At 44.5% G+C, this 25,339-nt stretch carries 17 protein-coding genes; 9 read left to right on the plus strand and 8 right to left on the minus strand.

Going from position 1 to position 25,339, the window contains the following annotated elements; genetic code table 11:
• Positions 1-997: 997 nt before the first annotated feature.
• Positions 998-2,161, plus strand: coding sequence for an IS4 family transposase (locus C8N47_RS01805; RefSeq protein WP_107820823.1), 1,164 nt, complete (start codon positions 998-1,000; stop codon positions 2,159-2,161).
• On the opposite strand, the gene C8N47_RS01810 is transcribed toward C8N47_RS01805, so the two are convergent.
• From C8N47_RS01810 to C8N47_RS01845, 4 genes are all read right to left on the minus strand, one after another.
• Positions 2,158-2,973: a hypothetical protein gene (locus C8N47_RS01810; RefSeq protein WP_146161408.1), complete on the minus strand. Its 816-nt coding sequence runs from the start codon at positions 2,971-2,973 to the stop codon at positions 2,158-2,160. The two genes, C8N47_RS01805 and C8N47_RS01810, sit on opposite strands and share 4 nt — an antisense overlap.
• Positions 2,974-3,483: 510 nt before the next feature.
• Positions 3,484-4,350: a hypothetical protein gene (locus C8N47_RS01825; protein WP_107820826.1), complete on the minus strand. Its 867-nt coding sequence runs from the start codon at positions 4,348-4,350 to the stop codon at positions 3,484-3,486.
• 1,986 nt (positions 4,351-6,336) lie between these two features.
• On the minus strand, positions 6,337-6,765 hold the full coding sequence (mscL, locus tag C8N47_RS01840; RefSeq protein ID WP_107821085.1) for a large-conductance mechanosensitive channel protein MscL: 429 nt from the start codon (positions 6,763-6,765) through the stop codon (positions 6,337-6,339).
• Positions 6,766-7,279: 514 nt separating this feature from the next.
• Positions 7,280-8,953 (minus strand): RluA family pseudouridine synthase, encoded by a 1,674-nt coding sequence (locus C8N47_RS01845; protein WP_211316010.1) that lies wholly within the window; start codon positions 8,951-8,953, stop codon positions 7,280-7,282.
• A gap of 475 nt (positions 8,954-9,428) precedes the next feature.
• Here C8N47_RS01845 and C8N47_RS01850 point away from each other — a divergent pair, with 475 nt between their 5' ends.
• The 7 genes from C8N47_RS01850 (at position 9,429) to C8N47_RS01880 (ending at position 19,371) form a co-directional block, all read left to right on the plus strand.
• Positions 9,429-10,418 (plus strand): LacI family DNA-binding transcriptional regulator, encoded by a 990-nt coding sequence (locus C8N47_RS01850; protein WP_107821086.1) that lies wholly within the window; start codon positions 9,429-9,431, stop codon positions 10,416-10,418.
• Between the two features lie 59 nt (positions 10,419-10,477).
• On the plus strand, positions 10,478-11,398 hold the full coding sequence (locus C8N47_RS01855) for a carbohydrate kinase family protein (protein WP_107820830.1): 921 nt from the start codon (positions 10,478-10,480) through the stop codon (positions 11,396-11,398).
• Between the two features lie 30 nt (positions 11,399-11,428).
• A complete protein-coding gene (gene fucP, locus C8N47_RS01860) occupies positions 11,429-12,802 on the plus strand; it encodes an L-fucose:H+ symporter permease (protein WP_245915652.1) in 1,374 nt (457 codons plus the stop codon).
• Positions 12,803-12,958: 156 nt separating this feature from the next.
• Positions 12,959-14,317: a carbohydrate porin gene (locus C8N47_RS01865; RefSeq protein ID WP_211316012.1), complete on the plus strand. Its 1,359-nt coding sequence runs from the start codon at positions 12,959-12,961 to the stop codon at positions 14,315-14,317.
• A 27-nt stretch (positions 14,318-14,344) separates the two neighbouring features.
• A complete protein-coding gene (locus tag C8N47_RS01870; protein WP_211316013.1) occupies positions 14,345-15,187 on the plus strand; it encodes a sugar phosphate isomerase/epimerase family protein in 843 nt (280 codons plus the stop codon).
• Between the two features lie 514 nt (positions 15,188-15,701).
• Positions 15,702-17,129 carry a RapZ C-terminal domain-containing protein gene (locus tag C8N47_RS01875; RefSeq protein ID WP_245915653.1) on the plus strand — a complete coding sequence of 476 codons (1,428 nt, stop codon included), beginning with the start codon at positions 15,702-15,704 and terminating at the stop codon, positions 17,127-17,129.
• Between the two features lie 181 nt (positions 17,130-17,310).
• Positions 17,311-19,371 (plus strand): TonB-dependent receptor, encoded by a 2,061-nt coding sequence (locus tag C8N47_RS01880; protein WP_107820832.1) that lies wholly within the window; start codon positions 17,311-17,313, stop codon positions 19,369-19,371.
• Positions 19,372-19,631: 260 nt separating this feature from the next.
• Here C8N47_RS01880 and C8N47_RS01885 read toward each other — a convergent pair whose 3' ends face one another.
• The 3 genes from C8N47_RS01885 to C8N47_RS01895 form a co-directional block, all read right to left on the minus strand.
• A complete protein-coding gene (locus tag C8N47_RS01885; protein ID WP_107820833.1) occupies positions 19,632-20,483 on the minus strand; it encodes a tetratricopeptide repeat protein in 852 nt (283 codons plus the stop codon).
• A gap of 460 nt (positions 20,484-20,943) precedes the next feature.
• Positions 20,944-21,654, minus strand: a complete 711-nt coding sequence (locus tag C8N47_RS01890) for a head GIN domain-containing protein (protein ID WP_107820834.1) — start codon at positions 21,652-21,654, stop codon at positions 20,944-20,946.
• 116 nt (positions 21,655-21,770) lie between these two features.
• Positions 21,771-22,340 carry a hypothetical protein gene (locus C8N47_RS01895; RefSeq protein ID WP_107820835.1) on the minus strand — a complete coding sequence of 190 codons (570 nt, stop codon included), beginning with the start codon at positions 22,338-22,340 and terminating at the stop codon, positions 21,771-21,773.
• Positions 22,341-22,447: 107 nt separating this feature from the next.
• Here C8N47_RS01895 and C8N47_RS01900 point away from each other — a divergent pair, with 107 nt between their 5' ends.
• Complete coding sequence (locus C8N47_RS01900) at positions 22,448-23,602, plus strand: iron-containing alcohol dehydrogenase (RefSeq protein WP_107820836.1); 1,155 nt, start codon at positions 22,448-22,450, stop codon at positions 23,600-23,602.
• A gap of 72 nt (positions 23,603-23,674) precedes the next feature.
• Here C8N47_RS01900 and recN read toward each other — a convergent pair whose 3' ends face one another.
• Entirely contained in the window at positions 23,675-25,327 is a 1,653-nt protein-coding gene (recN, locus tag C8N47_RS01905; protein WP_107820837.1) for a DNA repair protein RecN, read from the minus strand.
• Positions 25,328-25,339: the final 12 nt, after the last annotated feature.

The raw sequence follows: 25,339 nt of genomic DNA on the forward strand, positions 1-25,339 counted from the left end.
GTACAAAACAATAATCGAATTTGAACAACTAAATAATAATCAAAGAATAGCAGCGTAGCGCTTAACTAGCCGTACAGTTTTTTGTTGCATATCCAAAACCCACTAAATTCGACAAAGACATCAGGTTCAACATAGCGTAAATTCGATGTTCCGTCAGAACTCCACTTTTCCCAGAACCTAATCCCAATCAACTCACCACTTATCCCTGGGAGTTTATCGTGGTATAACGACTTCTTCAAGATCTTCCAAAAGATTTCTGTTGGGAGATATTTTAGCAAATCGAACACGCTGGCTGTAAGGCTATCTTCGCAAATCTTCAGATGCCCTTTGCTTTTTGTAAAAAAACTTATCACTGGTTATTCTTTTATTTAATGTCCTGTCTATAGATTGTTTACTCCCCTGTCCGGGAATCCCCACCTTCGCTGTCCCACTTTTGTAAAGCTGCCTCTGTTTCTCACCTTGCTTGTTTGTTCCAAACAAAGCACGAATCACAGATTCGCGCTAGCGAGGGGCATCAGAAATCACTAACTTTTCAAGCCGCTAGGTAGCCGAGACGCAGGTTTGACACCTGTAATTTGGACTCGCCGTCGAAACTGCGTTTCGGCGGTGCTATAGAAAGCACCCATGCCTCAAATACTCACTTCACGCCCTATGCACTATGACAGATTGTTAGCTGTTCGGCATTTATTCACAGTATTTTTTTGCATCATTAATTTCATAGCTATCATCTCTTGGTATTGTACTATAACAATTAATTATTACTTGGTCTTTTATCGATAATTTTTCAAATGGAACAAGTAATTTGGGAAATAGATTAATGTAATCTGCGATAAAAATCCCTCCCAAAAAAGCTGTTATTTTTAAATTAAAGTTTCATTACTGTCCCATTAAATTCTAATAACGTTCTTTGAAAACACTGAAGTTTAGTTAGTTGCAGGCGATTTTCGATTAAACGGATTTCAATTTGCATTTTCGCTATTCATCAACAGATTAGCAAATGCATAAGGATAAATACGTTTTTGCTCAGTTAGCATCGTTCCTTGATAGGAATAAGTTCAACTACATCGTTCGTAAGTATGACGGAGACAAATACGTGAAGCATTTCACTTGTTGGAACCAATTGCTTGCTCTGATGTTCGGGCAATTATCAAATCGTGAAAGTTTGAGAGATCTAATTGTCGCACTTGATGCTCATCATTCCAAATCTTATCATTTGGGCCTAGGCAAGAATGTTTCAAAATCTTCCCTAGCCAGAGCTAATCAGAACAGAGACTATCACATCTTTGAAGAGTATGCGTACTATCTGGTAAACGAAGCCAGGCAGAAACGAGTTTCTGACATCTTCAAGCTTGATGGTAATGTCTACGCTTTTGATTCAACCACCATTGACTTGTGCCTTTCCGTATTTTGGTGGGCGAAGTTTCGTAAGAAGAAAGGTGGAATCAAAGTACATACATTATATGATGTCGAGACGCAGATCCCAGCATTCTTTCACATTACTGAAGCTTCTGTACACGACTCTACAGCGATGAAAGAAATTCCATATGAATCGGGTTCTTATTACATATTTGATCGTGCATATAATCACTTCAAGATGTTGTATAAGATTCGTCAGATAGAAGCTTTTTTCGTTGTCAGAGCAAAGAAGAACCTTCAATACAAGATAGTCAAATGGAAACGAAGGTTGCCCAAGAACGTGCTTTCAGATCTTACCATTGAATTGACTGGCTTTTATCCCAGCCAATACTACCCTAAACATCTTCGCTTAGTCAGATATTGGGATGAAGAACAAAAGCGTGAGTTTGTATTTTTAACCAATGCAGTGCACATTTCTGCTCTTCAAGTTGCTGACCTTTATAAGAACCGATGGCAAGTCGAGCTGTTCTTTAAATGGCTAAAGCAACATTTGAAAATCAAGAAATTCTGGGGAACCACTGAAAATGCTGTTCGGATACAGATTTACGTTGCTTTATGTACCTATTGCTTGATTGCAATTGTCCAAACAGACATGCAACTTGACAGAAGTACACATGAGGTTTTACAAATATTGAGTATATCATTGACCGACAAAACTCATCTTCGAGACCTCTTTGAGAGAACTAAATTTCAAAATGACAAAGAACGTTTTAGGCTTAATGAGCCAAATTTGTTTAATTATTAATAACGTCCCAATTTTAATGGGACACTAGTGTTAAAGTTTGTTAAATCAAGAAAAGTCATTTCTTCTCTCTTAAACATATCGGCATATTGAAATACCGAAACATTTGTCGGATGAGCATACAATGAAAAATAAGAATAGAAGTTGTCAAAAAGTCCCTCTTTTATTTCCATTGTTTCTGTAAGTCTTTGCCAATGGAGAATCTCAATTTTATCACCATTAAAATGTAATAAATATTTTTTCTCTTTGATTGCTTGTTCTATTACACTTTTCTCACTATCTCCTTGTTCTAAGTATATTTTACTATTCCTAATTTCATCAATTATATTGTCTATGTCTTGTTTTTCTTGTGCTATTTTATTTAAGTTTTCTTCCATTATGGCTTGTTGTTCAAATCGTTGTCGATATTTCAGTCCAGAAAGAACCCATAATAAATAAATGATGTATCTAAAGTCACGATTATCTGTAGCTCTAAACATTAGGTTAAAAAGACCAACAGTTTCAAATATGTTTCGAACAAGTGATACAACAACTGTAGGGTCAATAATTCTATTAAGTTTTACTCCAGTGTTGTTTGAATAAGTAATTCCAGACACAGCACTTTTAAGGTGTAGTATCTTAGTGAAAATCATTTGTGAAATCATTGCAGCATCAGCTTCTTCTTGACTTGAAAAATCTAATTTATCGTGGTAATCTATAGATGATAATAGAAAGTTACTATAGATGTCTAGTAATTCACAACTATCTTCAATATTTCTACACATCATAAGTCTAAATACTGTTGCTCTTAATTCTAATAAATTTATCTTTTCCATATCTGAATAACTTATCTTGATGCACTGTTTTATGCTGACAGCTAACTAATATATGTGTATGATCAGGATTGCAATAAATCGCCAGAGGTTTTGATTTCTTGTTCGTGATCGTACCACAATGTATTTTTCTAACCGTTCCCGATGCTTTTCCGCAATTAGATTTTGTTTACCATATACTGCAAATACAATTTGAACAATTAGTTGGGTGTATGTATTGGCCATGATCGTTTCGTATAAATCAGTTAAGCTATTCTTTTTTTAAGAAACTAGCTCTATTGAATTTTATTGTATCTCCAGCTCCGGAGGAGCGCCATCTTTGTAGCTCAATCGCCCGATGCTGAAATCCGAGCTCCGGAGGAGCGGCACTTGCCAGGCTGTTGGTTTTAGTTACGCTCCTACGGAGCTCCTGGCGCTCAACGCCCGAGCTTTTTACAAAGATGCCGTCCCTCCGGGACTGGACCATGATTTTTTACTCCCTTCAATTGTTTGCACTCCGAAACAGACATCGAGTCACTCATCTTCAACTACTTTCTTATTCCGAATTGCATGCACCTCGTTTAGCAATTCAATGTTTTTCTTTATTGATTTGATGTCAACATTCAGCATAAATTCTTTATATCGATTATAAGTATACCCAATGTCGTTCTCCTCGAATTTCTTTTTTATTGCCTCAACTTTTTCATCATCTTTCACTGAAAAGAAAAGGGCTGAAGTTGGTTTCATTCTTTTACAAAGCCAATAAGCATTTCGTCCGTCAATATTAATGCTGATATAGCTTTGCGTATAACGAAGGTCAATTCGATCATGCTTATCTTTTAATAAACCATATATTTCTTTTGCATTTACATTAGTCCATGGAGAATCAGAATTCCACGTTGCTTCATTTACTTGTTTTGTATCCTCTTCATCTTCCTCCGGTTCAATATAAATATCAATGATTTTTGAAAAATTTAAAATTTTCTCTCCATTAACTTCCAACAAATCCGCTTGAATTGCAACCATTGGAATATTTAAACTCATTAATTGTATAACATTAAAATATCTTCGATCAAATGATTCTGCTATCAATACGCAGAAATGTTGTCTCTGCGGATATTTTCGCTTTTCATTATCCCAATATTCAATCGAACGAATGATATGAGAAGGATCTGTTTCTCCTAACATGACTTCTACTTCATACATCAAGTTCTCTGTTGGTTCCTTCAATAAAATATCTAGTCGTCCCCCGCTTGATTGCTTCTTTTCTTTATTTACAGCAACTAAATCTCCAAGACCTAAAACTTTAGGATTTTCATAAATAATATCTTGAAGCCAATATTCATCTTTTCCCGCATTCCGAATAAATATCTTTTTCCCGATTTTAATTTCACTTTCCATTTTGATCGTTTTTGATTATCGTTATGATTATTGCCTTGATCCCTCCTAGCTGGCGCACTTGTATAACAAGTACCTCAATCTGTCAACTTACTTGTTTGCTTCAAACAAAACACAAATCACAGATTTATGCCAGCAGAAGGGGGATTCTATTTATTAAGCTCTTTTTCTAATTTGTTCAGCCACCCAATTTACAAAATCCCTCCAAAACTTACCATAAGCTCCATTCAATTTAGCTTGATTCTTAATAATTATATTAATGCCTGATTAACAAGAATCCGGCAAGTCTTCATTTAAAAAAAATAGAGGCGATAAACCCTCCGGGTCCGATTAAAATCGGACGCTTCCGCTCTTTTAAGGCATCCCCGATGCGGTTGGAAACCATCACCCAAATAGATGTTTACAACAAACACAAACGCCTTTTTACTCTCCCCTGAATTAAATCAATCCGAACGGATCGATTTAATTCTGTCCCCTCTCTGCGGGCAGAGCGGGGAAATCCAGAAGCTACAAGTAGACTACAAAAAACACCATCAACGAATAAAAATGAAGTTTGATCAATTCCGAAAAGTCGGGAGGCGGTTGGCCTGGTTTTATCGAGACCGGAATCAAACGGAAAGCTTAGTGAACCCGGGAAGCTCAGACGCGAGTCGGAGATCACCCGGATGAACTTAGCTTTTCGGCAGATGGCGGTTGAAGATAAAAATCAGCCATGACCTTTTTGTTTCGTTTTTGTGTCACTACAAAAATGAAAACCCGTCCGGTAGGACAAAAGATCCGCGTTGATCAAGAGTAGGCGAAAAAAACAGCAGGCTCTGATACGCCCTAGAAGGAACTTTCAAAGTGCATACCAGCAGCCCGCTGTAACTCTCCCCTGAATTAAATCAATCCGAACGGATTGATTTAATTCTGTCCCCTCTCTGCGGGCAGAGCGGGGGAATCCAGAAGCTACAAGTAGATTACAAAAAACATCATCAACGCACAAGAATGAGGTTCGTTCAATGCCAAAAAGTCGGGAGGCGGTTGGCCTATTTTTATCAAAGCCGAAATCAAACGAAAAGCTTAGTGAATCCGGGAAGCTCCGCCGATAGAAGGAGATCACCCGGCTGAACTTAGCTTTTCGGCAGATGGCGGTTGAAGATAAAAATCAGCCATGACCTTTTTGTTTCGTTTTTGTGTCACTACAAAAATGAAAACCCGTCCGGTAGGACAAAGTTCCTCTTTAATCAAAAGTAGAAATAGAAAAAGCAGTCGCGTTTGGAACAACGCCCACCAACACAAGGTTGCTACGAAATGAGTCGTGGCTTTTGATTGGAGCAGAATCGACATTCAAAGCATCCCCGATGCAGTTGAAAATCGCATCACCCGGAGCGATTTTCACAAAAGACCTTCATGATTCGGAGGAAATCACCAACAAGAATGAAAGTTTAGTCTGTTTCGACGATGCTGTTGTCGTTGTCTCGAAAAGTTATCGGGTTGTCGTTCCTCATCTAATGCAAAACCAGTTATTGGCATGGCAATTTAGCCCCGCTGCGTCGTAATATATTCAAAAAAAAAAGAGTAGATCTCTATCTACCCTTTTCAAACCTAACTAAACCAATAAAACTAATCAAACCTAAACTTATGAAATAAAATCTACGACAAAGATAAAGCAGAATGCCGGTGTGTGCGTTAACACAGCGTTAAGGAAACATTAAAGAAATTGTAACTCGTACACGAAGCAATCGGCATTTCTGCCCGGAAAGCGCTTGTTCCCGCCTTATCGGGCTAAGGCAACCGAAGATTGCTCATGCCATCCCCGTTAAAACTCCGGGACCAATTGCGAGCTTCCGGCTTGTTAACCTCCCCAAACCGGAAAATAACGAGCCTAAACTGTTTTGCTCACCGCAATTGCTCATTTTCGATAAAAAGGTCCGGACATCGCTTCCGGACCTTTTAAGTCTATTCCATTTTGATAAAAGTACCAATCAATTTATGGTAAAAACAGCACTATTTCTGCTTCAGTAAATCACGAATTTCAGTTAGTAACAGCTCTTCCTTGCTGGGAGCCGGAGGTGCAGGAGGAGCTACGGGCTTGGCTTCCTCTTTTTTCTTCATATTGTTCATGGCCTTGATCATCATGAAGATTGCAAAAGCAATGATGATAAAATCGATGGCCGTTTGAATAAAGTTACCATACAGAATTGTCGCGCCCTTGGTAACGACCTCGCCGGCCTCATTCAACACATCTTCCCGAAGCACGTATTTGAACTCTTTAAAGTCAACACCTCCCAGAAGCATTCCGATCGGAGGCATTAATACGTCGTTGACAAAAGATGCAACAATTTTGCCGAATGCACCACCGATGATGATACCAACGGCCATGTCGACCACATTGCCTTTCATGGCAAATGTCTTGAATTCTTTCATAAAACTCATAAGTGAAGATTTAGGTAAAACAATATCTTCAAAAGGTACGATATAGATGTATGAAAAACAATAGGCTTTCAATGCCTTACAGCAGAAATACAAGATGGTTCCGGCATGCTGTTCGTAACATCGCCAACGGCTGGCATGGTACATAAAACCTAAATTTGGGAAGTGGAAGGTTCTTCGGTTTAGAGCAAAAAAAAAGAGTAGATCTCTATCTACCCTTTTCAAACCTAACTAAACCAATAAAACTAATCAAACCTAAACTTATGAAATAAAATCTACGACAAAGATAAGGCAGAATAGAAGTGTGTGCATTAACACAGCGTTAAGGAAACATTAAAGAAAATGTAACTCGTACAAGAAGTAGCGTAGCCCACTAGCGGCTACAAAAGCGTAACAAACTATACGGCAAGGCATTAAACCAACAGCCCGGATTTAATCGTCAGCAGAAAAATAACGTTCGGTATTTGTTGTTGAAACAATCGGCTTGCTAAAAACGAATCAACTTGTAGCAAACAGGCTAAAACGGTACGGGAGCGGTAAATTTCATTCGTTGCCCGGTTTGGGGATGAATGATTTCGATCGACTCAGCGTGCAAGTATAAACGATCGGCAGCAGTTCCGTACAGTTCGTCGCCGACAATCGGCGTGTTCAATCCATCGATATGCGCTGCATGAACGCGCAGCTGGTGGGTACGTCCGGTTATGGGGTAAAAGTAAACGCGCGTTTTGCCATTTTGCCGGGCAATAACTTCCCAGCGGGTTCGCGCCGACTTGCCGTGTTCGAAACAAACCAGCTGTTGCGGGCGGTTGTCCAGATCAACCCGAAGCGGCAAATCGATCACTCCCTGCTCCTGCTCCAATAAACCATTTAAAACAGCCACATAGCGTTTTCGGGTTGTTCGCTTCATAAACTGGCTCTGCAAGGCCTTGTGAGTTACCGGATCTTTGGCGACCAGCAAAATGCCCGAGGTCGACATATCCAACCGATGCACCAGCAGAGGTCCCTGTGCATCGGGGCGCATCTGCCGTACCCGTTGAAGCACCGAGTCGGTAATTTGCTTGCCCGGAACCGACAAAAACTGCCCCGGTTTATTGACCACCATAATCCAGGCGTCTTCGAAAAGAATTTCCAGCTCCCGCGGCTGGTTCAATTGACTGGTCAGCGGATCGGGCTCCATGTCCAGCCCTTTCAGCATCTGCTTCATAAGGGGAGCACACTTACTGCGGCAAGGCGGATAAAACTGTTTGTGTTTGCGAACTGCCGACTTTGGCGAGGCCCCCCACCAAAACTCGGCCAGCGCAATGGGTTTCAACTGTTGCTGAAAAGCGTATTGCAACAACTTGGGTCCGGCACAATCGCCGGCGCCAGCGGGCGGCAGCTCCTCGCCCTGCTCCCGAAAAATGGCGGATACGGTTTTCAGTTCCTGCCGGTAGTTCAACAAGCGAAACTGGTCGAATATTTCGCCCTGTAAGCGGGCTGATTGCTCTTTTCGTTGCTGCTTCATGGCCTCGAGAGGAGCCAGCAAACCGGCCAGTTGCTTTTGCAGCTGCTCCAATTGTTGCTTATGTTCCGCGATTGCTTTTTTCGAAGCCAGCTTCTCCAGCTGACTGTCGCGGTTTAGTTTTTCAAGTCGTTCTTCCAAAGCTGCGCCATCCAACATTGCTGCAGCTTCCATGCGCTGTTTTTTGCGCGCTTTCTTTCCGGCTTTCAATCGAGCTTTCCACTGGGTCTGAACAAACTCCAGCTCTTGTTGGCAAGCCCCCAGGCGTTCTTTCGCGGATCGAAGCTCATCGCTGTTTTCCAACTTCCCGATCGCCCTGTTTAATTCGTTCAGTTGCCGCTCTCCAAGCTTGAAAAAGCCCTGCGGATTGAGTAAATCGTAAACCGGAGGCACAAAGCCGGGAATAGCGTTCCGTCCGTCAATGGCTCCGGAAAAACCTGCCAGATAACCAAGCGAACCATCCGCGGCCTGTACCACCAAAACGCCAAACATTTTTCCAACACCGATACTTCCCTGCCCCAACCCAAACCAATCGTTCCATTCCGGATGCGATTGGATCGTTTGCTGCAACTCTTCCGCCGCAACACGGCACAAGGAATGCGGTTCGTAAGTAAACACATAAGGAAACCGTTGGGGAAGAGCGATATCACCAATATCGGATTTGAAAGCTGTAAAGGACGCTGTTTGCACGATTCTGAAAATATTTTTGCAAAGGTAGGGATTAAAGACAAGACTTGCTTAAATAGCCATCAGTATCGGGAGTGAAGTTAGAGTCGCTGCATTAAAGTGCCTCTGCACTTCGTTATTAGCTTGACCGGCACTTTCGGTTCCGGTCTTTTGAAACAACAGGACCCTCAAGCATGCGAGTTGACCTTCTTGGATCCCTTCTGCAACGAACAAGGCAACTGGCATGCAGTTATTGATATCAATTCTAAATAGATATCGTTTAGCGTTTGTCGACACCGAAGAAAAATCAACTCTTTAAACACGATACAACAACCACTTACACACAGCAACCACAATAAACAGCACCGAAAAAACAGCAATTATCCGAAATAAAACCGAATATGTTTTAGAACACTTATCGATTTGCTTAAACGTTTAAGCATTATTTTTGAACTATCAATCGTTGAAAGCTAATATTAAACATCGAATTCTGCCTGATATGAAAAAGACCGTTTCACTGAAAGACATAGCCGCTAAAGTTGGAGTTTCGACAGCTTTGGTTTCATACGTTCTGAACGGAAAGATGGAAGGCCGAATTAGTAAAGAAGTTGCTGCCCGCATTAAGGCTGTTGCCAAAGAATTAAACTACAGCCCCAACCAAATAGCCAAAAGCCTGAAAACAAACAGGACCCATACGCTGGGACTGCTACTGGCAGATATTGCCAACCCTTTCTCTTCGCAAATAGCTCGCATTGTTGAGAACGAAGCAAACAAGATCGGCTACACGGTTATTATTGGAAGCTCTGACGAGCAAGTCGATAAATCGAGAACCTTAATCGAATTATTCCTGAACCGGCAGGTTGATGGTTTAATCCTTTCATTACCGGATCACTCGGAGGAAATTGTTACCGACCTGAAAGAACGGGAGATTCCTTTTGTATTGCTTGACCGATACTTCCCGGAGATTCCTTGCAATACCGTTGCCGTTGACAATTACGCTGCTGCCAAAATAGCCGTAAAACACCTGTTGGATAATAAGAAAAGTAAAATCGGACTGATCAACTACGATACTAGCTTGGCTCATTTGAATGAACGCTTACGCGGTGCGGTTGACATCTGCCAGGGCAATGAAATGGTTGGTCTGGTTCGCTTGGGACATATTCAGGAAGATGTAGAGGCAGCGCTTAAAAGCTTCCTTGCAAACAATGTAGAAGCAATCTTCTTCATGTCCAACTTATTAGCGATATCCGGCCTGAAATATTTAAATAAACACCAAATTGCAATTCCTGAGCAACTTGCTGTTATCGCCTTCGATAAAACAGATGCTTTCGACCTGTTCTATACAACAATCACCTATATCAATCAACCACTGAGCGAACTGGGCGCCGAAGCAGTCAATCTGTTGAATGAATCCATCAAAAGGAAAGGCATCAACAAAACAGTTTATTTAAAAGCTGAGCTTGTAAAGCAAAACTCGACAGCTACTTAATATTTTTTTGCAAAACTGTTTAAACGTTTAAACTAAGTACACTTAAATACACAAGAATTATGGACGCCAAAAAATCAAACTTAAAAACAATCGTATGTTACGGTGAAGTCTTATGGGATATCTTCCCTGATGCCACAAAACCGGGCGGGGCCCCGATGAATGTCGCATATCATCTGAAGAAATTTGGCATTGACAGCCAAATGATCAGTAGTGTTGGTTCAGACTCGCTTGGTGAGGCGCTTTTAAACCAGCTGCAAGACTGGAATATCCCAACCGAAAACTGCCAGGTGAATGAAAACTTCCGCACCGGCTTTGTTGAAGCCATCGCTGGTGAAGATCATGAAATGACCTATGTGATTCACGAGGATGTTGCCTGGGATCAAATTCAACCGTCAACCGCTTATGATACGCTGGTTGAGCAAGCTGATGCCTTTATTTTTGGCACTTTGGTATGCCGGAATGAAAGGTCGCGCAACACACTTTACAAACTGCTGGATAAAGCCACGTATAAAGTGTTCGACATCAACCTGCGCCCTCCGTTCTACTCGCAGGAAATAATTGAGCATTTATTGGGCCAGTGTAACCTTTTGAAATTAAATCACTCGGAACTGGAACTGATTATCTCGTGGTACACTAGTAACCATCGCGATGAAGCGAGTGCCGTTCAGTTTCTTCAGGAGAAATTTGATATTGGTGAAGTGATTGTTACCAAAGGAAGTCGTGGGGCTACCTACTACGATGGCAATCAATCGCATACGTCCCCTGCCTGCAAGGTCGAAGTAAAAGATACTGTTGGCGCCGGCGATTCTTTTCTGGCTGCTTTCCTCTCGAAAAAAATTCAAAATGAAAGCATTGAAACAAGCATGAGCTACGCAACAGCTCTTGGAGCCTTTGTAGCCTCTAACGAAGGAGCTTGCCCTGCCTATACAATCGATCAAGTTGAGCGATTTGCAAACCTGAACACACGCGTTTCCGCTTAAAATCAATACATAAACCTTAACGAATCAATCATGACAACACTTAATTTAGCAGCAAAATTAAAATCAAAAAATTATGGGCAGATTCTTACCGAGTCCATGAGCATTTCCCGGAATAACATCATTCCTTTCATTTTGGTGACCCTTCTATTTGGCCTTTGGGGCTTTGCGAATGCAGTAACCGACCCCATGGTACAAGCTTTCAAAAAAGTGCTGGAGTTGTCAAACTCACAGGCTGCCTGGGTTCAGATGGCTTTTTATGGTGGTTACTTTTGTATGGCACTTCCCGCGTCCATCTTTATGAAAAAATACTCCTATAAAGTTGGGATCCTGATCGGATTAGGATTATATGCAACAGGCGCCTTATTATTTTACCCCGCTGCAATAAACGAACAGTTTTGGTTCTTCTGCTTAAGCCTCTATGTTTTAACATTTGGATTAGCTTTTCTTGAAACAGCGGCTAATCCGTACGTGCTTGCCCTGGGAAGTCAAAAAACAGCAACAAGACGTTTAAACTTAGCCCAGTCTTTCAATCCACTGGGGTTACTTGCCGGATTGCTGGTTGCCCAACAATTTGTTCTTCGGAATTTAAAATCAGATGATATTGCTGATTTCAGAGTCTTGGATGAGGTTTCTAAAGTAATGATAAGAACCACTGATTTAATGACGATCCGTAATCCCTATGTTATACTGGGATTGGTGATTATTGGCGTTTTTGTTTTGTTTCTTGTCAATAAAATGCCACAGTCTAGGGATAACAATGAAAGTAGCTCTGAAAATACTTCACAGTCGATTAAGGCTCTGGTCAGAAATAAGAAATACATCACCGGAGTCTTGGCTCAAACCTTATATATTGGTGCCCAAATTATGAGCTGGACTTATATTTATCACTATGCTGAAGCAATAAACATCGATAATCTAACTGCCGGCTATTATCAATTCGCTGCATTTGTCCTGTTTACTGTTGGCCGACTGGTCGGCACGTTCCTATTAAAATACATTAGCGGTGCAAAACTGCTGGCTCTGTTTAGTCTGTTAGCCGCTTCCTGTATAGCCGGAGCAGTATGCATAAACAGTGGTGTCGGATTGTATTGCATTGTGTTGACCTCTTTCTTCATGTCGATTATGTATCCAACCATTTTCGCGACCAGCCTTGGAGGCTTATCGGAAGAAGAAGCGAAGATCGGTTCGGCAGGTTTGGTGATGGGAATCGTTGGTGGTGCTTTAATGCCCAAATTACAAGGTATGATCATTGATATTGCCGGTACAGGTGTAGCCGATATTCGAATCATGGGCCTCCCGGAAGTCAACCTCTCATTCATACTTCCCTTGATTAGCTTCGCTTATATTACCTGGTATGCGTTATATGGCTGCAAGGATAAGTCGGCAACTAAACTTCAGTTCTAATTTTTATTTGACCGATTTGTTTAAACGTTTAAACTTTTCCAAAAATATCATTCATTAAAACGATTCAATAAACAAAAATCACCGACAGGATCTCACCCCGTTTGGACTGTCAAACAAGGAGACCTTATTATGAAATTCAAAATCCAACTTATAGCAATGATGATCACATTTTGTCTCTCAGCGGGAGCACAAGTTGTGATAACCAACACAAACTTTTCGATGGGAACCACCGGCCGAATTGGTATCGGCATGTCTCCCAACGGAGAGGGAAATCAATGGAAACCTTTAAACCTGTCGGGACAGGGTTCATTGGCTGGTCGTATGGAACAATACGATTATATGGACTTATTACCGGCCATCCATTTTACACCGCAAACGGAGGATCAGGATGCGACGGATGTTACACTGCAGGTTCGTTTGGGAATGTACTCGGCCAATGGCCAGTTTATGGGTAATGTGAGCACCCGTTCTCCCGAAGGTTTAACCTTTATTCTGCCCGAAACTTATGTTGAAGCACGAAATATTATGGGAAGTGATTGGTCGGCCTGGGTAGGCGTTCGTTTCCGTCGTTACGACGACATCCACATCTGCGATTATTTCTATTTTGACGATCACTCGGCACAAGGAGCAGGCGTTAGCTATAAAGATACCGAATTCGCCATCTACATGCCTTCCTCTTCTGACTCTGCCGGCGTTTACCCTTACAATTATGAAGTTACTGTTGAAGGTGCCACAAACCCGGCCATTCGCCAACGGATGGTGTTCGTCGGTGAACATACCCTGCGCTTCCCGAATGGCAATTCTCTTAAGCTGTTGGGTGAATATCACACCGTTGCTGCAAATTCCTTAAACGCAAATTATTCCTATCCGTCGGATTATGGTTGGGTACTGGGAGCTAAATTCAATTCACTCCTAAAAACCAGAATGCCCGGATCGTTCAACCAGCTTGCGGTACGCTACGGTGCCGGAATTGCCAACGGTGGCGACAACGGGAATACCTGGACATGGGCGACTTACGGTGCACCTAACAGCTCGGGCAAATATACCGGCGCTTACTCATTCACGGCAGTCGAACACTTCCTGCTAAATCTTCACAAACGATTTAGTTTAAACGGATATGCTGTGTTTACCCAAAGTAAAGGTGGCGCATCAAGCATCAATAAAGCAGAGTTCTTCAACGGGAACCAAATTTTTAACCGCAAAAGAGATTTTGTGGTTGGCTTCCGCTCACTCTACTACGCAACCGACTGGTTGCACTTAATTAATGAAGCACATTATGCAACACGCAGAGATGGTGATAATCCTACGGCTGCAATGCTGAAATTTTCGTTCGCGCCGACGATTGTCCCTCTGGGGAAAAAGAATCCCTGGTGCCGTCCTCATATTCGCCTGGTATTCTCAGCTGCACGTTACAACGATTATGCCCGCGACAATCAATACTCGCCCTACCTGAGTATAAATCATCAGCGTTGGGGAACATACATCGGGATAAAAACGGAAATGTGGTTATTCTAACTTTTATTGACAATCAAATTTACAATCATGCCCAAATTCGGAACCTCTTATTTATCATTTATACCGTCCTGGTCGCCTGAAGGAGGCGCCTATGCCATCGGGAAAACAGCGGAATACGGATTCGACATGCTCGAAATCAGCCTGCCTCCCTCGCTAAACTTTGATACCCCAACGGTGAAGAAACAGTTGAAGACAGCAGGCATCGACTGTCGGTTAACCTTAAACATTCCGCGCAATTGTCATCTGCCGGCGCAGCCTAAAAAGGCGCTCCAGATGATCAAAGGTGCTCTCGACATCGTTGCTGAGATGGAAGGTGATTTTCTCGGGGGGGTATTGCATTCCGCTATTGGAGAATTCACGCGCAAACCGTGCTCTGCTAATGAGCGTGAAATCGTTAAAGAAGTCTTTTTTGAACTGGCCTCTTATGCTGCCGAGCGTGAAATTACAATCGCTCCCGAACCCATTAACCGCTATGAAAGCTATGTCCTTACTTCGGCGAGAGAGGTGTTAGATCTGATCGATGCGACACAAGCGAAAAATATCGGGGTTCACCTCGACACCTTTCACATGAATATTGAAGAAGCCAATTTCTACGATCCGGTTATTAGCTGCGGAAATCGCTTAAAGCATCTCCATATTACGGAGAGTGACCGGGGAATGACCGGGGAAGGAAACGTTTGTTGGGATGACTTTTTCAAAGCACTCAGCGAAATCAATTACCAAGGTCCACTGGTGCTGGAAAACTTTTCATCACAAATAAAAGAACTGGTTGGTCCAACTTCGTTGTGGCGCCCCTCAAAATACAATTCAGAAGACTTGGCGAAAGGGAGCCTTGCTTTCATGAAAGCAATGGTAGAAAAGTGGTATTAATACAGAGCGGGGCTAATCTTACCTCGCTCTTTTTGTTTACATCCAGATCGAACGCGTCCTTTTCGATATTCGAGATTGGCAAGAGAGATGTTCTGCCCGAAAAAGATGAGCCTGCTTTCTCAAATTCTCGCAGCTGGCCTTTCCTTCGGTTTGGAGCAAAAAAAAAGAGTAGATCTCTATCTACCCTTTTCAAACCTAACTAAACCAATAAAACTAATCAAACCTAAACTTATGAAATAAAATCTACGACAAAGATATGCTGAAAAACACAAACATCTGTTAAGCCAACATTAAGAAATGTGCTGCGCAGCATATTTTCAAATTTTGAGATTTCAATCCAATCATTTTCCCGGAAAGTTATCATCTCCCAAAAACCAGGAGGACCGTAAACCTGCTTCCCGTTCCCGCGGGTCGCCCGCAAAATCTTTTATCTTTGCCTGCAATGGTCTTTGTTGACGCAAAAGCCATAGATCATCATCGATCGTTAAGGTATAAAACGCTAAATCATATTCCCGTGGATTTACAGATAAAAGAAGAAGTTATTGGCTTATACGAAAATCATTTTGGCGAAGAAATGACCGCCTTTGAATTATTGCCGGGCTCGGGCTCCTATCGCGAATATTGCCGGATGAAAAGTAAAAACCATCAGGCTATTGGCGCCTACAATGCCGATGTGAAGGAAAATCGCGCCTTCATCAGCTTTAGCCATCACTTTTTTACCCAGGGGATGCCGGTTCCGGAAATTTATGCTGTCAATGCCGACGAGACCTGCTACTTACAGGAAGATCTGGGCGATTTAACCCTCTTCGATTATCTGAGTAAGACGCGTGAGCGCGAAGGTTTTTCGCCGAAGATTGTGCAGGTCTACAAGCGTGTTTTGCAAGAACTCCCCCGGCTGCAAATTTTTGCTGGCCAGGGCATTGACTACAGCGCCTGTTACCCGCGTGCTGCCTTCGATGAGCAATCGATGATGTGGGACTTAAATTATTTCAAATATTACTTTCTGAAGCTGGCCAAAATTCCCTTCGACGAACAACTGCTGGAAGACGATTTCAAGACTTTCACCCAATACTTGTTGCAAGCTGAGAACAATTACTTTTTGTACCGCGATTTCCAGTCGCGCAACATTATGCTTCGCGACAACAAAGTTGCTTTCATCGATTATCAGGGCGGACGTAAAGGGCCGCTGCAGTACGATCTGGCATCGCTGCTTTACGATGCCAAGGCGGATATCCCACAGGATATTCGCAACCAGCTGCTGGACTTCTACCTGGATGAACTGGAGAAATACCAGGCCGTGGATCGCGATCGTTTCAAGGCTTTTTACTCGGCCTATGTGCTGATTCGCATTATGCAGGCCATGGGCGCTTATGGTTTCCGTGGTTTTTACGAGAAAAAAGAACATTTCCTGAAGAGCATTCCTTTTGCGCTGGACAACTTGGACTATCTGTTGGCCAATCACAGCATTCCGGTTCCGCTCAAGGAGCTTTTCAAGGTTTTAAAGGCTGTTTCAGAATCGGATTACCTGCGCGAAATCGGGCAGCAGAAACAAGAGCTCACCGTTCGTGTGTGCAGTTTCTCGTACAAAAAGGGACTGCCCGAGGACCCGTCAGGAAACGGGGGCGGCTATGTGTTCGATTGCCGGGCCATTCACAATCCGGGTCGTTACGACGAATATAAGCAGCTGACCGGCAGAGACCAGGAGGTAATCGACTTTTTGGAAAGCCGCTCGGAGATTGCCGATTTCCTGAAGCATGTTTACGCTTTGGTCGATCAGTCGGTGGGAGTTTACCAAAAACGTGGTTTCACCAATCTTTCCGTCAGCTTTGGCTGTACCGGCGGCCAACATCGCTCGGTGTATGCAGCTGAACAAATGGCCAGGCATTTGGAGAACAATTTCAAGCTGAAGGTTGTTTTAACTCACCGGGAACAGGATTTTTAAGTTCGCTGGTTCCCGCCGATCATTAAAGAGAAAGAGGAATAGCAAGAATGGGAAAGACAGCATGTAAGAAAGACGACTACAAAGAACCGGAAAACCCGAAATACAGATGTAAAAAGTGCGGAAGCAAGGCCAAAAAAGAAGACAAACTCTGCAAACCGAAAAAAATAAAAGACGAAGACTAGTGCCAACCGGCCTTCTGGGGGCAGCCATGCTTGTTATGACTGCCTGGGGACCGCTTCCGGCCCAAACAAATGGCCGGCAAGCAAACAAGGCACCTGCCGACAGTATTCAACTTACCGAAATCAGGGTGCAGGCCTTCCACTATGGACAACGGTTAACTGAAACGCCCGGAGCCATCAGCCTGATTGGCAACGAAGAGATTTCGGCTGTTCCTTCGCAACAAATCGACCATGTACTCAATCAGCTGCCCGGCGTCGATATGCAAAGTGGCAGCCTGAATACCAACCGACTGAGCATTCGCGGTGTTGGCAGCCGATCGCCCTACGCCTCCAACAAGGTACGGGCCTATTTCGAATCGATCCCCCTGACCAACGGGAGTGGCGAAACCACGCTGGAAGATCTGGATCTTTCGCTGATTGGATTGGTTGAAGTTGTAAAAGGCCCCAGCTCGGGCTATTACGGCTCGGGACTGGGAGGCACCATCCTCATCCGGACGGATGACCGGCAAAACAGCGGATTTTATACCGAAGGAAGCCTGGCAAGCTATAACCGCCAAAACTACCGGGCTGGCATCCGCCTGAAGGAAACGTCCTGGAGCCACGCCTTCTTTATTGATCGGTTACAAGCGGATGGCTATCGGGAGAATAATGAGACCGAGCGAAGTAATTTCAGCTATCTTGGAACGTTTCGTAACGAAGATCATCGCTTTAAGCTCATCTTGTTGCAAACCGATCTGAAAGCCTTCATCCCCAGTTCGCTCGACTGGGATACCTTTCACGATAATCCGAGAGCTGCTGCTGCAAACTGGGCTGCGATAAAAGGTTATGAAGATTATCAAAAGCAACTCGCCGGCCTGTCGGTGCAGTCGAACTGGCATCATGGCCTAAACAGTACGATCAGCCTTTTTGGCCAGCGAAAGGCTCAGGAAGAGCAGCGTCCGTTCAACTTTCTCGAAGAAGACAACCACTACCAGGGCTTTCGCGCAATTATCGAAAAAGAGTATCCACTAAACGCCGTCCTGTTGACCACCAGTTTGGGCAACGAAAGCTTTTGGGAAAACTACAACTGGCACACATTCGAGGCTACTGACCATCGCAGGATCCTGAGCGACAACAAGGAGAAGCGCAGCTATGCCAACTTCTTTGCGCAAATCCTGCTCAAAACCGAAACGCTCCGACTATCGGGAGGCATCAACCTGAATACAACCAACTATCGCTATGGCGACCAACAAACTAACGACGGCGACCAATCGGCCAGCCATCGTTTCAATCCGGTGGTCTCCCCTCGCCTTGCTGCAAGCTATTCCGTATCGCCTGCTGTCGCGTTTTATGCAACAATGAGTCATGGCTTTTCGCCTCCCAGCCTGGAGGAAACGCTGCTTCCCGACGGTGAACGAAACCCGGACATTCAACCCGAAACAGGATGGAACTACGAATTGGGCAGCCGGGGAACGATCGGCACTTCTCTTTATTACGATCTTTCGGTTTATTACATGAAGATCGAAAACCTGCTGGTTGCCCGCCGGACTGCGGAAGATGCTTATATGGGAATAAATGCGGGAACAAGTGAGCACCCCGGAATTGAACTGCGACTGAACTACCGATGGATCAATCAGCCAACAATAAGCAGCAAGTTTCAGTTTAGCGGAAGCTACAGTCCCTATCGCTTTAAAAACTTCGTAGATGATACAAACGACTACAGTGGCAACGATTTAACCGGAAGTCCCAAAGAGCGATTCAGCGTGGCGCTGGATTCGAGCTGGCTGCAAAAGCTGCGGCTACTGATTCAGTACCGGTATACAGGCGCGATCCCGTTACGCGACGATAACAGGATTTATGCCGATGCCTGGCAGGTGGTTCATGTAACCGCGAGCTACAAAAAAAGCTGGAAACAGTTCGAGTTGAATTGCAGCGCATCGGCACTGAACCTACTGGATGAAAAGTATGCGTCGATGCTGCTAATCAATGCTTCTTCGTTTGGAGGACAACAGCCCCGGTACTATTACCCGGCTATGCCCCGCAGCTTTGCAGCCCGCATCAGCCTGAAGTATTTATTCCGTTAGTTGCGTTTTTTATCCGTTGCCCTCATCAATTGCCCCTGTTCCTGGATGGGTTTATCCATTTTCAAGTTCACGATCCAGCTAATTTCCCCGGCTCGGCAGGCAGCATAAATGCGTGAAGCATTCCGCAACGAAGGCCTGTTCGGTTTATCGTCCGTACCCCGATTTAACAATGATTAGCGGGACGTGCCGACATTGGGCAACGGACATCAAAAAAGGGCAAGCCATTGGCTCACCCTTTCATATATTCTCATGAAGATCGCTTACAATACTGTTTTACAAGCTTCAATCAATTTCTTCGCATTGGCGTTTCCGGCATCCAAAGCAACGGCTTTTTGCAGTACATCATAAGCCGCCTGGAACTCCACTTTAGAATCAGCTACAGCCTTTGTATAAGCCTCATCCGTTGTTTTGATGGTTCCGGCCTGAACTTGCTGGTTAGCACCATTCAGGATCTTCACACCTTTTTTATACAGCGAGTTCCCTTCGCCAACATAAACATTGGCCAGGGCACCTGTAATTTTATCGTTACCCGGGAATTTTTCAGCTCCAGCTACCAATACCGCTTTATACTCGTCGTTCTTTTTCAACTTACGCAAAGCCATCGCTTGATAGAAGATCGCATTTTCGCTGTTGTAAGCACCGGCATCGGCAGCAGCGAAGAAGGTTGCAGCCGCAGCATATTTTTTCGCTTTGTAGGCAACAATCCCTGCATTGTAGTTCAAAGCAGGAGCTTTGTCGGCATCAGCAGCAGCAATTGCTTCTTTGTAAGCGGCAATCGCGTCATCGTCTTTATCCAATTTAGCCAGCGAGTTCGCTTTATATTCCAGTGCCGAAGCCTTGTTGGCATCTGCGGCAATCGCTTTATCGAAATATTTTACGGCAGCGTCGTATTTCTCAGCTTGCATGGCAGCAAAGCCAATATTAAAGTTGATGGCGTCGTCAACCTGTACCTCTCCCAGATTATTCATCGCTTTGTCGTACAATTCGAAAGCTTTGGCATAATCTTTTGCCGTCAATGCGTCGTTCCCTTGGTTAATCAATTCTGCTGCATCCTGCGCAAATACGGTGAAAGCCCCCAACAAGAATACAACTCCTAATAAAATACGTTTCATAAACAATTCTTTTTTAGATATTTTAGATTACTTATTCAATTAATGTTTTCTGATTTTTTTTCGCGTGATTCCCAAAAATAGCAATAATGATGAAAAATCAAGCTTAAAAAAGCTTAAGAGTGAGATTTAGATAAACAAAACAGAGCTCGCCAGCCAGTGAACAGGCGAAATGAATATCGGAAAGCAAGGCTGTATACGGTCAGCAACATCCGCTAAAAATGTGCATTTGGCACCCCTCATCATCTCCCTCCCATTGAACATGGCAAAGCTGCTCGGCCTTTACGTTCGCCAACATTCAGTGGAAAAGCCGAACTGTGGGCACAGCTCGATTATTTAACGATGTCGGCAAGTTACGGACTGCAATCTTTCATGCCGGGCGAGTTTACAGGAACGAATAGTCTGGTGGGACTGCCCCGCACAGTGCAACAATTTGCTTGCGGGAGTTGAAGCTACAACAGGCTCATTGCTGTTCGATGGTGCCAAGCCCATCAACCGATTGGTTCACCTGCGGCGTACCGGAATAGCTTATTTTACCCATTCCTTCCAAGCGGGCATTCAGGTATTGGTTTACATGGATCGCAGCAAAGCCCACCCCCTCGATATGAATATCGGCTGTGTCGGTTTCAAATTCGGAAGCTTTCAAATACGACGCCCCCGACAAGCGAGCCGTAAGCTGCCGGCTCACGCCTTGCAGCTCGTAAACAACACCACCCTCCCCGCTCAGGTCGAGCTTACGGGCTTTCATCTTCATTTTAATATTGGCACCACCTTCAACGCTAACGGCCAAATCCTGCAAATCCAGATAACCGTCGGTTTTAATCGTTGCCCCGCCCTCAATGCGAATCTGGTTCAGATCGAGAAAGCGAAGGATCACTCTGGGACTATTCAAACTGAATTTATCGCGGGTTAAACGAAGCCATCCGGTGGAAGGATCACTTTTCACATCAACGGTTTCGAGCGTTTCTTTCAGCCCCCGAATCCGCAAACCGCTCTGCGGACCTTGTTCGAGCAGAATGTTGAAATTTCCCTTTACGTATAACTTATCGAAGGTTCCAGGGGCGAAAATCTTTTCTTCTTCATCCTCAACACGAGCGTAGTTGCAGGACGATAAAGAGATTCCCAACATCAGAATCCAGCATATTGAAATAAACAGGCGCATATTAATTTTCATGACGGCTTAAAGCTAGTTCGAAAAAACTCCTCCTCCGCGTCCCAATCGACTAAGAACGGATTAAAACAGGTAAGCTGCGCCAGAGGGCCGTATGTTGACCGAAAGCCGAAGCTGCCCTAGCGCAGGTAATCGCGGATCAGAATTTTAAAATAAACCAGCAGATAAACAATGCTAAGCAGAATGATACCGTAAATCAGCCAGTCGACCGTTTGCACCGCGGGCGGAAAACCGGTTGTCATGTAGCGGGTAACAAGCATAAAAATAAGCAGCAAAAACTGGAACAACACCATCTGATGCTTTTTGCGCTGAACGGCGAAAAACGCCACGGCAGCCCACAAAACAGCAATACCGCCATACACCAGCGCCAGCGACGGATAGCCATCAGCAAAACTTAGCGCACCGGTAATGAATGGAATTAACGCAACAAAATAAAACAGGCGCTGAATACTTTTAATCAAGTTCCGGGCCTTCGCGGCATCGGTAAAACGCGGGAAAATCCCTCCCCGGGAAGATGCCCCGGCAGCTTTCCCTTCCTCCGGGCTGAGACCTCGATCGTGGGCAAGCTCGCGCGCAACCTCCAGTGCAAGATCCTGATAGCCTTCGGGATGTTTCAGGATATGTAACAACTCCTGGTCGGTATACTTTTGGTAACGTTCAATTAATTCAGCCTTTTCGGGAAACTCCATGGTACGTATTTTCGGGTAAAAGTAAAGCTTTAAAACTTATTAACGGGAACAATGCCGCTGATTTTATACCTTTGAAGATAGCCATAAAAAGTATAAAATTTAAAACGATGAACAATTTTACATTTCAAAACCCGGTAAAGGTTTTGTTCGGCAAAGGACAAATCGCTCAAATTCGGGAACAACTTCCGGCGAACAGTAAAATCTTGCTGACCTACGGCGGAGGAAGTATTTTTAAAAACGGTGTTTACCAACAGGTTAAAGAAGCCACAAACGGTTTTAACATTTTGGAGTTCGGCGGCATTGAGGCAAATCCAAAATTCGAAACACTGATGAAAGCCGTGGCGATCTGCAAAGATGAGCAAATTGATTATCTGCTGGCAGTGGGCGGCGGCTCGGTGCTGGATGGCACCAAATTTATCGCCGCTGCGGTTTGTTTTGAAGGTGCCGACCCCTGGGACATTCTGGCCAAACAAGCTGAAGTGAAAGCCGCCTTGCCCATCGGTGCAGTGCTTACGCTACCCGCAACCGGCTCGGAAATGAATGGCAACTCGGTTGTCTCGCGTATCGAAACCCAGGAAAAGCTGGCATTCGGTTCGCCGATGGTGATGCCTCAGTTTTCTGTGCTCGATCCGGAAGTGATCTTTTCGCTTCCCGACCGTCAGGTTGCCAATGGTGTTGTTGATGCTTTCGTCCACGTGATGGAACAATACCTAACCTACCCGGTGAATGCCCCTTTGCAGGATCGCATGGCCGAAGGTATTCTGCACACATTAATCGAAGAAGGCCCCAAAGTACTAGCCAACCGCAACGATTACGATGCAGCTGCCAACTTTATGTGGAGCGCTACCATGGCACTAAACGGACTAATTGCTGTTGGTGTTCCGCAGGATTGGGCCACCCACCTGATTGGCCACGAACTGACGGCTTACCATGGCATTGACCACGCCCGCACGCTGGCTATTGTTCTGCCGGGAATGATGGATTTAAAACGCGAAAATAAAGAAGCTAAACTGCTGCAGTACGGCGAGCGCATCTGGGGCATCAACCAGGGTACAACGAATGAGCGAATTGACGCAGCCATTGCCAAAACCGTGGAATTTTTCGAATCAGTCGGCATCAAAACCAAACTTCCCGATTATGATGTGCCCTCTGAAACCATCGGTAAAATTGCGGAACGTTTCGAGCAACGAGGATACAAAGTTGGAGAACACGGCGACATTGGCCCAAAAGAAGTAAGTGAAATTCTGGAATCACGCTTGTAACCCAACTTCATATTTAATGAGCGGAGCGGGCGGTTCGGCATCACCCGCTCGTTAAATCCATTTGAGATCCCCTTAGTCCAACAGTTCGCGAGCTGTTTTTCGGGCGGTCTCCGAAGCATTGGCTCCACTCAGCATTTGCGCCAGCTCGTCAATCCGTTCATCAACGCCCAATTGCCGAATGGATGTATAGGTGCGGTCTGCTTCGTCATATTTATAAACCTTAAAGTGATGTTCGCCCTTGCCGGCGATCTGCGGCAGATGGGTAATGTTGATGATTTGCACATCGGTTGACATTTCCTTCAGAATTGCTCCCATCTTCAGAGCCACCTCGCCGGAGATTCCGGTGTCAATTTCGTCGAAAATAATTGTCGGCAGCGACTTACTACTGGCAACCAATGCCTTTAGAGCGAGCATTACCCGCGAAATTTCACCACCGGACGCAATCCGGGCGATGTCCTGAAGCGGCGCATTTTTATTGGCCGAAAAGGTGAAACTCAGATCATCCGTTCCCCAGGGGCCGGGCTGTTTTAGGTCGTCGAATTTTAAGCGAAAGACGGCATTCTCCATGCCCAGTTTTTGGAGCCCCTGCTCCACCATCTGTGAAATTTTTGCAGCCACCGCCCGCCGACGCGTGCTCAACTCGGCGGCCTGTTCATCCACCCGGGCTTTCAACTCGTTCAACCGGCTGGCTGCCGCTTCTATTTCCTCATCAAAAGAGCCAATCTGGCTAATCTTCTGATCATATTCATCTTTCAGTTGCAACAACTCATCTACCGAGTCGACCCGGAATTTTTGCTGCAAGGTGTAAAGGGTATCCAGACGATCGGCAACAAACTGAATGCGAGCCGAATCGTGCTCCGTACTTTCGGCCACATCGGTACTATCTCCAACCAAATCTTTCAATTCAAGATAGCAGGATTCGAGCCGTTCGGTTAGCTCGCTGGCTTTGGGCAACACATCCGCCAACTTAGCAAACTGACTGATATGTTCTTTTAAACGAACCAACAAAGCCCCTTCGTCGCCATCCATATCGGTCGCAAACTGTCCAAAGGTTGTTTTGATATCCTCGGCATGCTCCAGGGTTGCCTGCTCGGCTTCGAGTTCGTCCTGCTCGCCACTTTTTAAGCGGGCATCGTCCAGTTGCTGAAACTGAAACTGAAAATAATCCAGATCAGCTTTCGCCTTCCCGGCCTCTTCCTGTAAATTCTTTAAAAGTTGTGTTTGCTTTTGGCTGGCACGAAATGATTGACCGTATTCTTCTAAAAGCAGGCTGTTTTCGGCAACCAAGTCGACGAGGTTCATCTGAAAAGATTGATTCCCCAACTGCATGTTTTGATGCTGCGAGTGAATATCAATCAAACACACCGCCAGCTCTTGCAGTACCTTCAAGGTCACCGGCGTATCGTTAATAAAAGCACGCGATTTTCCCGCGGGGCTAATCTCGCGACGCAAGATCGTTTGGTCGTCGTAATCCAACTCCTCGCGCTCGAAAAAAGCCTGCAACCGGTAATCCTGAATATTGAAAATACTTTCAACCGTACATTTTCGCTCTTTATCCCGCAAGACGTTCAGATCGGCGCGTTGCCCCATAACAAGGCCCAGGGCTCCCAACACAATCGACTTCCCGGCACCGGTTTCCCCCGTAATAATATTGAAGCCCTTGAAAAACTGAATATGCAGTTCATCGATCAGGGCATAATTGGAAATATGCAACTCTAAAAGCACCTGTGATTCTTT

The sequence above is a fragment of the Mangrovibacterium marinum genome, assembly GCF_003046625.1.
GTDB classification, from domain to species: Bacteria; Bacteroidota; Bacteroidia; order Bacteroidales; family Prolixibacteraceae; genus Mangrovibacterium; species Mangrovibacterium marinum.